Origin of the sequence: Caballeronia pedi, assembly GCF_001544915.2 — a bacterium.
Classification (GTDB): Bacteria; Pseudomonadota; Gammaproteobacteria; order Burkholderiales; family Burkholderiaceae; genus Caballeronia; species Caballeronia pedi.
In genome coordinates this window covers 95,340-107,533 of sequence record NZ_FCOE02000006.1, presented here as the reverse complement: position 1 = coordinate 107,533, position 12,194 = coordinate 95,340, and the positions used below count along the sequence as shown (strand labels likewise).

Annotated in this window: 11 protein-coding genes; 4 read left to right on the top strand and 7 right to left on the bottom strand. The window is 63.9% G+C overall.

Annotation, left to right across the window (positions count from 1 at the left end; genetic code table 11):
• Positions 1-64: 64 nt before the first annotated feature.
• Positions 65-289, bottom strand: coding sequence for a hypothetical protein (locus AWB80_RS11460; RefSeq protein WP_061174772.1), 225 nt, complete (start codon positions 287-289; stop codon positions 65-67).
• 133 nt (positions 290-422) lie between these two features.
• Between AWB80_RS11460 and AWB80_RS11455 the strand changes: the two genes are divergently transcribed.
• A complete protein-coding gene (locus AWB80_RS11455) occupies positions 423-2,033 on the top strand; it encodes a Na+/H+ antiporter (RefSeq protein ID WP_061174771.1) in 1,611 nt (536 codons plus the stop codon).
• Between the two features lie 7 nt (positions 2,034-2,040).
• Here AWB80_RS11455 and AWB80_RS11450 read toward each other — a convergent pair whose 3' ends face one another.
• Both AWB80_RS11450 and AWB80_RS11445 read right to left on the bottom strand, forming a co-directional pair.
• Positions 2,041-3,498: a S8/S53 family peptidase gene (locus AWB80_RS11450; protein ID WP_061174770.1), complete on the bottom strand. Its 1,458-nt coding sequence runs from the start codon at positions 3,496-3,498 to the stop codon at positions 2,041-2,043.
• Positions 3,499-3,832: 334 nt separating this feature from the next.
• A complete protein-coding gene (locus AWB80_RS11445; RefSeq protein ID WP_061174769.1) occupies positions 3,833-4,621 on the bottom strand; it encodes a TerC family protein in 789 nt (262 codons plus the stop codon).
• A 142-nt stretch (positions 4,622-4,763) separates the two neighbouring features.
• Between AWB80_RS11445 and AWB80_RS11440 the strand changes: the two genes are divergently transcribed.
• Complete coding sequence (locus AWB80_RS11440; RefSeq protein ID WP_061174768.1) at positions 4,764-5,645, top strand: LysR family transcriptional regulator; 882 nt, start codon at positions 4,764-4,766, stop codon at positions 5,643-5,645.
• Between the two features lie 95 nt (positions 5,646-5,740).
• The gene (locus AWB80_RS11435) at positions 5,741-6,151 is read left to right on the top strand and encodes an HPF/RaiA family ribosome-associated protein (RefSeq protein ID WP_061174767.1); all 411 of its coding nucleotides are present in this window, start codon (positions 5,741-5,743) and stop codon (positions 6,149-6,151) included.
• 37 nt (positions 6,152-6,188) lie between these two features.
• Here the strand turns inward: AWB80_RS11435 and AWB80_RS11430 are convergent, their stop codons facing one another.
• The 3 genes from AWB80_RS11430 to AWB80_RS11420 form a co-directional block, all read right to left on the bottom strand.
• Positions 6,189-7,514: a glycosyltransferase family protein gene (locus tag AWB80_RS11430; protein WP_244206478.1), complete on the bottom strand. Its 1,326-nt coding sequence runs from the start codon at positions 7,512-7,514 to the stop codon at positions 6,189-6,191.
• Positions 7,515-7,753: 239 nt separating this feature from the next.
• Positions 7,754-8,191, bottom strand: coding sequence for a DUF3574 domain-containing protein (locus AWB80_RS11425; protein ID WP_244206477.1), 438 nt, complete (start codon positions 8,189-8,191; stop codon positions 7,754-7,756).
• A 27-nt stretch (positions 8,192-8,218) separates the two neighbouring features.
• The gene (locus AWB80_RS11420; protein WP_061174765.1) at positions 8,219-8,458 is read right to left on the bottom strand and encodes a hypothetical protein; all 240 of its coding nucleotides are present in this window, start codon (positions 8,456-8,458) and stop codon (positions 8,219-8,221) included.
• 242 nt (positions 8,459-8,700) lie between these two features.
• Between AWB80_RS11420 and AWB80_RS11415 the strand changes: the two genes are divergently transcribed.
• Positions 8,701-9,705, top strand: a complete 1,005-nt coding sequence (locus AWB80_RS11415; protein ID WP_061174764.1) for a hypothetical protein — start codon at positions 8,701-8,703, stop codon at positions 9,703-9,705.
• 1 nt (position 9,706) lies between these two features.
• On the opposite strand, the gene AWB80_RS11410 is transcribed toward AWB80_RS11415, so the two are convergent.
• Positions 9,707-12,088, bottom strand: coding sequence for a DNA polymerase II (locus AWB80_RS11410; RefSeq protein WP_208635637.1), 2,382 nt, complete (start codon positions 12,086-12,088; stop codon positions 9,707-9,709).
• Between the last annotated feature and the right edge of the window lie 106 nt (positions 12,089-12,194).

Below are 12,194 nucleotides of genomic sequence, written 5' to 3'. Positions count from 1 at the left end.
TGCTCCCGACGCGCCTTGAATGGCATCGTCAGGCGGGCAGCAAGTCGTATTCCACCGCCAACAGTCAGCGCGCGGCCGTCTGCTCACCCTGCGCGGTTTCGGGCGCTTTCGGCGCGTGGGCGAAAGGCACCACGCTCGCGGCCCCGTCCTGCGCGGCGAGCGCGGACGGAGCCGGCACGGGCGCGTCCGCGTGACTCGACCTGCCGAAGCTCGCGATATACAGCACGGCCGCCACGGCGACGCCCACCAGCACGGCCGCCACCGCCACGCCCGACGACTTTCGTCTCATTTTGTCTCCCTTTCGGATACGATGACCCGGCTCGCCGCCCGGCCCCCGCGCCGATGGTAGCAGCGCAATGCGCGCCGCCTGCGTGGGACGGCGCGCATTGCGACTCAGGAACTCATCACCAAGAGGACAATTCATGCACGCCGCCACGGCATTCAATCTGGTGCTCGTCTCGCTGATCGCGATCATCGCGCTCGAAGTGCTCGCGAGGCGTTTGCGGCTGCCGCCCGCAGCCGCGCTGCTCGTCGGCGGCGTCGCGATGGCCTTCGTGCCGGGCCTGCCGCACCTCGAACTCGACCCGGAGCTCGTGCTCGTCGTGTTCCTGCCGCCGCTTCTGATGTACGGCGCGTACTTCTTCGTCTGGGACGATTTCAAGCGCAATCTGAGCGGCATCCTGCTGCTCGCGATCGGCGCCGTGGCGTTCACGACCTTCGTCGTGGGCGTCGCGGTGCATCTCGCCGTGCCCGCGCTGCCGTGGGCCGCGTGCTTTGCGCTCGGCGCGGTCGTGTCGCCGCCCGACGCCGTCGCCGCGAAGGCCGTGCTCGAACGCGTCGCGCTGCCGCGCCGCCTGATGGTGCTGCTCGAAGGCGAAAGCCTGCTCAACGATGCAGCCGGCCTCGTGCTGTTTCGCTTCGCGCTCGTGGCGGCGATGAGCGGCGTGTTCAGCGCGCCGCGCGCCGTCGCGAGTTTCGCGGGGCTGGCCATCGGCGGGATCGTCGTCGGGATCGTGGCGGGTTTCATCGCCGTCAAGCTGATGCGCGCGCTCGAAGACGATTACCTCGTCATCACCGTGTCGATGCTCACGTCGTGGGTCAGCTATATCGCGGGCGAGGAACTCGGCGTGTCGAGCGTCATCGCGACGGTCACGTGCGGGATGGTCGTCGGCTGGCATCAGCACGAAGTGTTCACGGCGGCGCAACGCATGCGCGGCACGGCGTTCTGGCAGGTCGTCGTGTTCGTGCTGGAAGCGCTCGTGTTCGTGCTGATCGGGCTGTCGCTGCGCGGCATCGCGCTGCGGCTCGGCGGCGTCGGCGATGCGTTCTCGCTGCTCGGGCCCGCGACCGCCGCGGTGATCGCCGTCGTGATCGCGTCGCGCTTCGTGTGGGTGTTCGGCGTCGAGGCGCTGAAGTGGATCGCGTGGAGCGTGACCGGCCGCAAGCGTGCGAGCGGCGAAGAAGCCGGCGCGGCCGTTCCCGACTGGCGCGCGGCGACCGTCGTGAGCTGGGCCGGCATGCGCGGCGTGGTGACGCTGGCGGTCGCGCTGTCCCTGCCCGAAGCGATGCCGGGCCGCGATCTCATCGTGTTCGCCGGGTTCGCGGTGATTCTCGTCACCGTGCTGTTGCAAGGCGCGACCATCGGCCCGCTGATCGCGTTGCTCGCACTCACGCGCGGGCACGAGCGCTCGTCGCGGCATCTCAGCGAGCCGCAGGCATGGGCGCGCATGGAGAACGCGCAACTGGCCGCGATTCAGCCGCTCGTGCACGACGCGGACGGCAACGTGATCCATCCGCGCTTGCTGGAGCAGTACACGTATCGCGCGGGGCTCACGAGGCGTTTCGAGGACATGGAGACGTTTCCGGCAGACGCGCGCCACGCGCATTACGACGTCGTGCTCGCCGCGATCGCGGCCGGGCGCGCGGAGTTGCTCCGCATGCACCGCGCCGGACAGATTCACGACGAGCTTCTGCATTCGCTGGAGCACGATCTCGATCTTCAGGAGATCATCGCGCTCCATTCGCGCGGTTGAAGGAGGATCAGGCTTGCGCTCTCGGCGTCTCGTCGGAGGATTCGTCGCACTGCATCCACGCGTAGGCGGTGACGCTCGGGCGCGCGTTGTTCCTCAGGCGAATGCGCCACTCGCCCGCCGCCGCGCGGCGCATGCCGCTGCGCGCCGCGGTCGGTGCGAGCGCGACGAGAATCATGTGACCGTCGCCGCGCGCGCCGCGTCCTAGGTGCACCACGGTGCAGATCGTTTCGTCGCCGCGTAGGTATCTGCCGATGTCGCCGAGCGTAAGCCACGCGCTCTCGGTCCCATCGGGCGGCACGATCTGCACGTCGACGCTGGGCGCCGCGGCGTCGCTTGCGAACCAGATCTCCGCGAGGCTCGGCGATGAAGAGTGCGCACGCACCGGCCAGCGCAACTCCGAGATCGCGTGCTCCCCGATCGTCAGCGCGCCACGGCAGCGCGACATGTCGACGTTGCCCGTGGGCAGCACGACGGAGCACGCGCCCGTATCCATCAATTCGTCGAGCGCGCTTTCGATGAGCGAGCTGCCATCCTGCCGCCATGCGGCATTGCCCGCGCTCACGCTGACGAGCGCGTGACATGCCGCGCCGCCGATTTCCTGCGCGCGCTGCACGATATAGCGGACCGCATCGAGCAGTTCGGCGTCGAGACAGGGACCGAAAGCATCGCGCATCGTGCGGCAGCATTTCTTGAGTTGCACGCCGATCATCGGCAAGGGCGCATCCGAATGCGCGTCATGATCGTCGGAGTCGGCACGTTCGCCGTCCGCGAATGCGTAGACACGCGCACCGCCGGATGCCTGCGCTGTTTCGGCGGACAGACGCGCATCGTTCAGCAACGCGTCCATCTGATGTTTGAGCAATTCGCTTCCGTAGCCGAGATCGGCGGCCGTATCGGCGGGATCGTTCTGATTCCAGAAGCACAGAAAGCGCGTGCGCGCGCCGCTCGCGTCCTCCGCGAAACGCCGGTGCGTGAACGCGAGATCGTCGTCGCACAGGCCGACGACGGCGTTGCCGAGTCGCGCGTGCATCGGCGCGTGATCGGCCTGCGCGTGGTCCATGTTCGCATCGGCATGTGATGTGATCGCGAGTGCTTCCGTGAAGCGCTCGAATCTGCCGGCGAGATCGGTAAAGAGGCGCGCGTAGAACTCGCGCGTCACATGCGCGGTGCAGAAGCGCGTCGCTTCGAGCGCGGGCGGCGGGTCGCGATACAGCGCCGACATCCAGATCCAGTCCTGCCAGCCGTTGCGTTCGATCGTCCGTGCAAATTCCCGCGCAGTGTCGCCGCCCTGCTTCATCTCGATGGCGATCGGAATACGGTCGGCCGGAATGCCGCCGAGGTCGCGATAGTGCGTCGCATTGGCCCACACGATGTAAGGATCGATCCGCTCGATGGACGCGAGCGCTTGCGACGCGACGGGCTCGAACCCCGCGCTTGCCGTGCCGATCTCCCAATGCGGGCTCATTCTTCCCTCCTGTCGCCAACGTTGCGAGGGAGCGAGTCCACGGTCAAAGTCCAGACCAATCGGACGCAGGCTCTTCTGTTTATTCCGACGACGATTGATTGCACTGACCGCGGCGCGCAACCATTCCTCTGCGGATGTTTCGGGAACCGAAAGGATCGAGCGGTTGCTATCGCATAACGTAGTCACTTGGCGGGGGATACGCAAGGCGAATTCGTGTTTGAAAGCGTGGCGGCTTTCGTCAGTTTCTTCAAGGCGATAGCGCGCGCGTCCCCGGCTTGTCCACAGGGTTGGTCACAGAAACTGTGGATAAGCGAGGCGCGCGCCGGCTCGACGGTCAACCGGACACGCCATCGAGGCGCGCGGGGCTTTGAGTCTGCACATCCCTTTCACGCTTGCCCTTGCCGCGGCGCGAGAGCAGATTCAACCCTTCGACGAATCCGGCAAAACCCATCGCCGCATAGATGTAGCCCTTCGGCACGTGGGTTCCGAAACCTTCGGCAATCAGGGTCATCGCGATCACGAGCAGGAACGAGAGCGCGAGCGTGACGACCGTCGGATTGCGTTCGATGAAGCGCGAGAGCGGTTGCGCGGCGAAGAGCATCGTCGCGACGGCGAAGATGACGGCGATGTACATGATCGGCAGATGCTCGGTCATGCCGACCGCGGTGATGATGCTGTCGACGGAAAACACGAGGTCGAGCAGCAGGATCTGGCCGATCGCGGACCACGCCGTGATGCTGACGACACTCGACGCGATACCGGGCGCATCGTCGTGATCCTTTCTGACGTGATGATGCATCTCCTTGGTCGCCTTCCAGACGAGGAACAGACCGCCCGCGAGCAGGATGAGATCGCGCCACGAGAAAGCGTGATCGAACACGGCGAACACCGGCGCGGTCAGTTGCGCGATCCACGCGACCGCGCCGAGCAGCGCAAGCCGCATCACGAGCGCGAGCATGATGCCGATACGCTGGGTACGCGCGCGTTGCGCGACGGGCAGCTTGTTGCTGAGAATCGAAATGAAGACGAGGTTGTCGATGCCGAGCACGACTTCCATCACGATCAGCGTGACGAGTGCGGCCCATACGGCGGGATCGGCGGCGAGCGAAAGGAGATATTCCATGAGTGAGGAGAGTTTTGATTGACTGGATGTATCGCGCCATCATCGTCCGATCGCTCTCCTGGAAAAATCAGCGATAATCGAAGCCATGCTTCGGTTTTTTCGAAGTAACCTGCTTTGCGATAACAGCGAGGACGCGGTACGTATGCTCAACTACCGACATCTGCACTACTTCTGGGTCGTCGTGAAGGAAGGCGGTTTCGCGCGCGCGGCGGAGCGGCTCGACATGGCCGTGCAGACCATCAGCGCGCAAGTGCGCGAACTGGAAAAGGCGCTCGGTCATCAACTGCTCAAGCCCGCGGGGCGCGGCGTCACGATGACCGAAGCAGGACAGGCGGCGTTCGCGCGCGCCGAGGAAATCTTTCAGATCGGCCAGTTGATTCAGGACGAAGTTCGCGAAGCGGCGAGCGGCACGCTTGCGCGTCTCGCGGTGGGGCTGTCGGACGGCATCTCCAAACTTGCGGCGCATGCGCTGCTCGCGCCGGTGCTCGGCAATCCGTCGTTGCGCCTGCTCTGTCACGAAGGCGAGACCGATGAACTGCTCGGCGAGCTGGCGCTGCATCGGCTCGATCTGGTGCTCGCGAGCCACGCTGCGCCGCACAATCAGAATCTGCGTCTCACGAGCGAGCGGCTGATCGCATCGCCGGTGGACTGGTACGGGCCCGCTTCCATCGTGCGCAAGAGCGCCATCGACCACTTTCCGGAGAGTCTCGCATCGCTGCCCATGCTTCTGCCGACGGGCCATTCGTCGCTGCGCGCGCGGCTCGATCGCTGGCTGGAGACGCAAGGCATCGCGCCGCGCATCGTCGGCGAATTCGAGGACAGCGCGCTGATGGCCGTGTTCGGCGCGCGCGGTCTCGGCGTGTTTCCGCTGGCAGAGTTCGGCGCGGGCGATGCGCCGCTGTTGCGCGGCCTGCGCTGGCTCGGCCGCTCGCCCGAGGTGAAGGAGGAAGTGCACGCGATCGTATCGCGGCGCGGGCGGCATCATCCGTTGACGCAGCAGCTTCTCGCGGTAGCTCACGACTGAACTTCGGTTTTTCCGAAGTTTTTGTTCCGTTGGTTCTGCTTTTTCGCACCGCACGGACGCCTTACTCTGAATCCACGTTCAACAAGGAGGCGTCAATGAAAGTCCTGTTCAAGTCCCGCGAGCCCGAAGCCATTGCGATGCACGATCTCGCGAAGGCACGCAGCGAATTCGTGTTTCGCCGCCTCGCGTGGCTGATCTCGAAAGCGACTGTCAGCCTGTCCGACATCAACGGGCCGCGCGGCGGCGTCGACAAGCGCTGTCAGGTGGAGGTGCAACTGAATCGGGACAACAAGGTCGTGGCGACATCGATTGCGCGCGACTGGCGCGGCGCGATCGATCTTGCGCTCGCTCGCGCCGTGCGCTCACTGGTACGCAGGCGTCAGAACGTCAAGCCGACGCGCCGGGTGCGTGCGCGCGGCTTTGCCTGGAATCTCGCCGAGGAGCCGGCGTTGCAGGAAGTCGTCGATCCGCGCGTGCGTGTCATGAGAAAGATGGCAGGCGCGTAAGCGGCGTGCGCGTGGCCTTCGCCGGCCACGCGAACATTCACGCGGTTGTGCGTATCAGGATCTGCGTGGGCGGCACGGCGCCGAAGGTCGGCCGCGGCACGTCCCGTTCGATGGCTTCGAAGCCGCCATCGGGGACGGTATCCATCGACATGTAAAGGGTCCGCAACTCGGTGCTCAGGCCATGGAAGTGGCACAGGAACGTGTTTCGGTCCGCGTAGTACCACGGCGTGTTCAGATCCCTGAAGCTCACCAGCTCGGGCGAGTCCATCTCGGGACACAGGCCGTGCGCAATCAGTTGCTCCATGAAAATGTACTGATCGCCGTGACTCGAGAACGTGTACTTGACGTCTTCGATCTCTCTCACCTTTGCGAGGATGACGTCGAGCACGCGCGCGTTCTCTTCGGTATTGCGAAAGCCCATCACGCCCGAGTTGAAACGCCAGCCGCAGATGTCGGCGGTCAGCACGCGCTCGCGCCCTTCGGTGAAGGTCTCCAGCTTCACCGACTGATTCATCGCGATGATATCCGCGTCCATCCAGAAAACCCATTCGTGCCGCGGCAGATACTTGCTGAGCAGGAACGGCTTGGCCCAGTTGCCGCAGGCGTCGCGTCCGAAATCCGGCGGTACGTCGCGATGCACGTAGAGGGTATAGCCGTTGCGCTCGCAATAGGCGCGCAGGCTTGCTTCCCCGAAGCGGGCATAGCTCGCGATATTCGGCGTGTAGAGCATCACGACCGCGACGGATCGTCCAGGCTGATAGACCGAAACCGGCTCGTTCGAATCGCTCGACAACGGCGCCGCGTTCCCGAAAACGCGCAATTCGCCCGATGCGTGGCATGCGTTGACATGCCGCGCGAACGTTGCGCGCCACAGCGGGCCGTACTTGCTATAGAGGCGCGGCATGTAGACCAGCGAAACCGCGGTGATCTCCCTGTCGCGAAGCTCCGGATGCTGACTCGACCACATCGATGCGATCGGCACCACGCCGTTCAGATCGTCCCAGTCGGGCACGGTCGGCAGATCTTCGAGCAAGGCTTCCTCGGTGACGAAGTTTCCGTATTCGTAGTATTGGCGGCATCGCGCGGCGAGTCCGCGTGCGATGCGACGGTTCTCTTCGGTGCTTCTCAGCACGAACATCTCGGTGTTGACGCCGAAGTGACCTTTCGTCAGCAGCACGTCGCGGCCGGCCATGATCTGATGGAAGTCGTGAAAGCGGATGAACAGCGCGTTTTCCGTGGCGAAGATGATCACTTCGCCCTCTTCCGCTTCACGCAGCATGTCGCTCACCAACTGGTACTTGTAGAGCGTGCGGAGTTCGATCGAATCGACGCAGCTCGACGTCGGCTGGAAGCGATGTTTCACCTGTGTGCGTCGGCAATATTCGACATGGTTGTCGAGCGACGATGTCGCGTTGCGATCAGAGAAACAGCTAATCAGAGTCACCATGGCGGTTAAGCAATCGAAAGACGGAAATCGAGATACAAGGAATGCAGACGACCTGCACGAAGCGTCGGAGCATATCCGGTCTATTCTGCGAATTTGTAAATTATTGAGTCAAACGAGGCGAGCGACGTTAGGAATCCGCCGATTCTCTTGATTTTCTAGAAGGATGCGCACACGGCGTGTTTAACGCGCATCGTCGATTCCTGTTCGAAGCGCGTCCGATAGCGCTCGCGGATCTCGCCGACGGCTGTTTCGCTGCTTCGATCGTCGGGATGCACGAGGTTCAGCACGTAGGAGGCCTCGCGCACGATGGCGCCATCGGCCGTGCGCCACTGTCCATACGCCTGCCAGACAGTGAAACCTTGCGCGAAACGCGGCGTGACTTCGACGCGCAGGAAGTCGTCCCATTCTTCGCGCGTGACCTCCCCCTTCGGGCGTCCTGTGCCGAAGTAGACGAGATCGTCGACGGCGCGTTGTTCCCCTGCCGCGCACGTCTCGATGGCCGGTGTCGCGCAAGCGGGGACGAGCGCGGCGAGAGCAAGCATCGAAATGGTTCGATATCCGGACATCGTCATCGTGAAGCGAGTGTGGAACACGATGCTATCGCGAACCCGCCGATGACCTCAGCCCGACACCGCGACCTGCGGAACGCGCGCCGTCATGCGGCCGTCGAGTTCCGCCTTGCCGCATTCGATCGCGAAGTTTGCCGCAGCATGCGCTGTTGGAAACGCGCGAAACGGCCCGATCGCGCGGCGGACGCCGCCCGGCCGCTCGATCAGCAGGGTCGCGACAAATTCACCGGCCATGTGCCGGACGATGACCGAAAGCTCGCAGCCTCGATATTCGATAGGAGTGGAGTCCACCGCTGACCTCGCTTGCTTGATTGCACTGTTGTCTAGTCAATCTACGCAAGGTCCGCGAAGCGCGTAACCCCGCGTGTGAGTGGCTGCGAACGTAGGCGAAACGATAGTCTGGGGCGGCGGCGGCGAAGGCATCGCGCAAACGTTTCACTGTGTCGGTCGATCGTCTGAATGAGATCCGTTTCGTGCAGGATTTCCCTTAAGTCGCTATCCTGCGACGGACACGCCCGACGAATGCTCACGTGATGACACACCCCAAGAGAACACGACATTGCCGAACCGCCGCCTGGGTGATCGCGTGCGCCGCGCTCGGCATGGCCAGCAAGGCGTCTCACGCCCAGGAATTTTCCCTACTCGCCGGCCCGCTCAAGAGCAGCAGCCAGAACACGTACTCCTGGGAAGTCAACTATCGCGAAGGACTCGGCCGTTACGCCGCCTGGAGTTTTTCGTGGCTGAACGAAGGCCATATTCCCGATCATCACCGCGACGGGCAGGCCTTTCAGCTCTGGGGGCGAATGCCGCTCTGGAACGACCGGCTGGAGCTGTCGGCGGGTGCGGGGCCGTACCGCTATTTCGACACGAGTCAGGCGCAGGCCGGCGGCAACTATTCGAACACGCACGGCTGGGGCGGCATGTTTACGCTGCGCGCGGCGTATTACTTCGATAACCGCTGGATCGCGGAGATGAAGCTCAATCGCGTGCAGGCCTTCGGCGGCCCGGACACGACCGCGTTGCTGTTCGGCATCGGCTACCAACTCGACGCGCCCGAGGGCCGCGGACCGCGCGCGCGCGCCGTGCCGCGTTCGACGAACGTCACGAACAACGAAGTCACCGTGATGCTCGGCACGACGATCCTGAACAGCCCCGACTCGGAAACGAATCTGGCCGAGAGCATCGAGTACCGGCGCGGGCTGTGGCATTACGTCGATTTCACCGCTTCGTATCTGCATGAAGGCGGACACGTGCAATCGCGTCGTGATGGCATCGCCGCGCAGCTCTGGGCGACGCGCGCGTTCTTCGATGACAGGCTCACGCTCGGCGTCGGTGCGGGGCCGTATCTGTCGATCACGCAGAACGACGATTTGCCGCAGAATCGCACCGGCGACGGTCGGTTTTCGGGGCTTGTATCGGTGTCGGCGAGTTACCGCTTCACGAATCGATGGCTCGCGCGGGTGACGTGGAATCGCATGGTCACGCGGTATGACCGCGACGCGGATATCATCGAGGCGGGGTTCGGGTTTCGCTTCTGACTCAGAACAGCTCCTTCTGCCCCGACATCAACGCGATGAAGTCATCACGCAGAAACGGCAGGATGCCGTCCGCAACCGGCTGAAGCTGCTTGCTCACGTAATGCTCGTAGTCGATCGGCGCATGCCGCGCTTCCACGGGCTCGGGACCGGCCGTCGTCATCACATAGCTGATCCAGCCGCCATTCTGATATTGCAGCGGGCGGCCGGCGCGCGCGTTGTATTCATCGGCGATACGCGCGGCGCGCACATGCGGCGGCACGTTACGCTGATAGTCGCCGAGCGTGCGGCGCAAGCGCTTGCGATACACGAGCAATTCATCCATCTCGCCGCGCCGCGTGCGCCCGACGTAATCGCGCACGAAGTCTTCATACGCCCGGCCCTTGAACACGCGCATGTAAAGCTCCTGCTGGAAGCGCTGCGCGAGCGGCGTCCAGTCGGTCCGCACGGTCTCCAGGCCCTTGTAGATGATTTCCTCGCCGCCGTCCGCGCGCGCGGTCAGCCCTGCATAGCGCTTCTTGCTGCCTTCTTCCGTGCCGCGAATCGTCGGCATGAGAAAGCGTTTGAAGTGCGTCTCGAATTGCAGCTCGAGCGCGCTTTCAAGCCCGAACGTCTCGCGCAGATGTTCGCGCCAGTAGTCGTTCACATGTACGACCAGCGCGCGCCCGATCCGCTCGGCATCTTCCTCGCTGCGCGCGCGCCGCAGCCAGACGAAGGTCGAATCCGTATCGCCGTAGATGACGGTGTAGCCGCGCGCCTCGATCAGTTCGCGGGTGCGATGCATGATCTCGTGACCGCGCATCGTGATCGACGAAGCCAGACGCGGATCGAAGAAACGGCAGCCGCTCGATCCGAGCACACCGTAAAACGAGTTCATGATGATCTTGAGCGCCTGCGACAGCGGCTTGTTGCGCTGGCGCTTCGCGGCCTCGCGCGCTTCCCACACCTGCGCGACGATCGCCGGCAGGCAGTGCGTGTCGCGTGAAAAGCGCGCGCCGCGAAAGCCGGGCACGGTGGCGGCGTCATCGGGCGTCGCCATGCCTTGAGCGAGTCCGGCGGGATCGATCAGAAACGTGCGGATGATCGACGGATACAGGCTCTTGTAATCGAGCACGAGCACGGAATCGTAGAGGCCCGGACGCGAGTCCATCACGAAACCGCCGGGACTCGCTTCCTCGGGCACGTCGCCGAGATTCGGGGCCACATAGCCCAGCCGATGCATCCGCGGCATGTACAAATGTGTGAACGCCGCGACCGACCCGCCGCTGCGGTCGGCCTGCAAACCGGTCACGGTCGCGCGTTCCAGCAGAAACGGCAGCAACTCCGTTTTCTCGAAGACCTTCGTGACCAGTTCGCAATCGTTCAGGTTGTAACGCGCGAGCGCGGGCTTGTCCTCGTGAAACCGGCGCTCGATTTCATCCATGCGCGCGTACGGACTGTCGATCGCCTTGCCTTCGCCCAGCAGCGACTGCGCGACATATTCCAGACTGAACGACGGAAAATTCCACGTCGCCGAACGCAGCGCCTCGATGCCGTCAATGACGAGCCGTCCCGCGATCGAAATAAAGAAGTGATTGCGCTTCATGCCGTGCTCGCGCCATTCGACCGCGCTGCCGTCGCGGCCCAGCGCGAGCGGCACGCCGTAGTCGTCGGCGTGTCGCTGAAGGATGCGCAAGTCGAATTGCACGACGTTCCAGCCAATGATCGCGTCTGGATCGTATTGCGCGATCCACGCGTTGAAACGGCGCAGCATGTCGGCGCGTGTTTCGCAATAATCGAGCGCAAAATCGGTTTGCGCGGCATCGCCATTCGGCGAACCGAGCATATAGACCTGACGCGCGCCGCAGCCTTCGAGCGCGATCGAGTAGAGATCGCCTTTCACGCTCGTTTCGATATCGAGCGACACGACTTTCAGCGACGGCCGGTAATCCGGCGCGGGCTTCAGTTCGCTGGAAACGTCGCGTCCGGCGCCTTCGAACAGGACCGGCGCGGTGATGAAGCGCTCCATCAGATAGCGTTCGTGCGGACGGATATCGGCTTCGAAGACATTGACGCCCGCGCTGCGCAGATTCTTTTCGAGCGCGAGCAACTGGCGATACTGCGGGCAGTAGAGTCCGAGCACCGGCTTCTGGCGAAAGTCCCTGAGCGGCAATTCGCGCAGGTACGCGTCCCGCACGCCGGCGACGACCGGCTCGGCCTTCGCGCGATCCTCCGCGCGGATGAACGCAACGCTCGTCTGCAAGCCGATGCGGATTTTCCTCGGACCGTCGTCGGTTGCGAGCCAGAAATCGACTTCCGCGCCGGCCGCGGTGTCGCGCCAGTGACGAGTCAGCAGAAAACCCTGTTGTGCGGAAGCCAAGCCGATATCTTCGAGAGCGCGTGCCATCGAAACATTTTACTTGGCGGCAAAACAAAAAAGCCCGGCTCGCCAATCGGCGCCGGGCTTCGGAATCAGAAATTCGCAGGAAACGGGAAGTAAAACGCGGTAGCGG

Coding starts and splice junctions, on each gene's coding strand:
- AWB80_RS11455 (WP_061174771.1), top strand. CDS start 423: ATGCACGCCGCCACGGCATTCAATCTGGTGCTCGTCTCGCTGATCGCG.
- AWB80_RS11435 (WP_061174767.1), top strand. CDS start 5,741: ATGAAAGTCCTGTTCAAGTCCCGCGAGCCCGAAGCCATTGCGATGCAC.
- AWB80_RS11445 (WP_061174769.1), bottom strand. CDS start 4,621: ATGGAATATCTCCTTTCGCTCGCCGCCGATCCCGCCGTATGGGCCGCA.
- AWB80_RS11450 (WP_061174770.1), bottom strand. CDS start 3,498: ATGAGCCCGCATTGGGAGATCGGCACGGCAAGCGCGGGGTTCGAGCCC.
- AWB80_RS11440 (WP_061174768.1), top strand. CDS start 4,764: ATGCTCAACTACCGACATCTGCACTACTTCTGGGTCGTCGTGAAGGAA.
- AWB80_RS11410 (WP_208635637.1), bottom strand. CDS start 12,088: ATGGCACGCGCTCTCGAAGATATCGGCTTGGCTTCCGCACAACAGGGT.
- AWB80_RS11460 (WP_061174772.1), bottom strand. CDS start 289: ATGAGACGAAAGTCGTCGGGCGTGGCGGTGGCGGCCGTGCTGGTGGGC.
- AWB80_RS11415 (WP_061174764.1), top strand. CDS start 8,701: ATGACACACCCCAAGAGAACACGACATTGCCGAACCGCCGCCTGGGTG.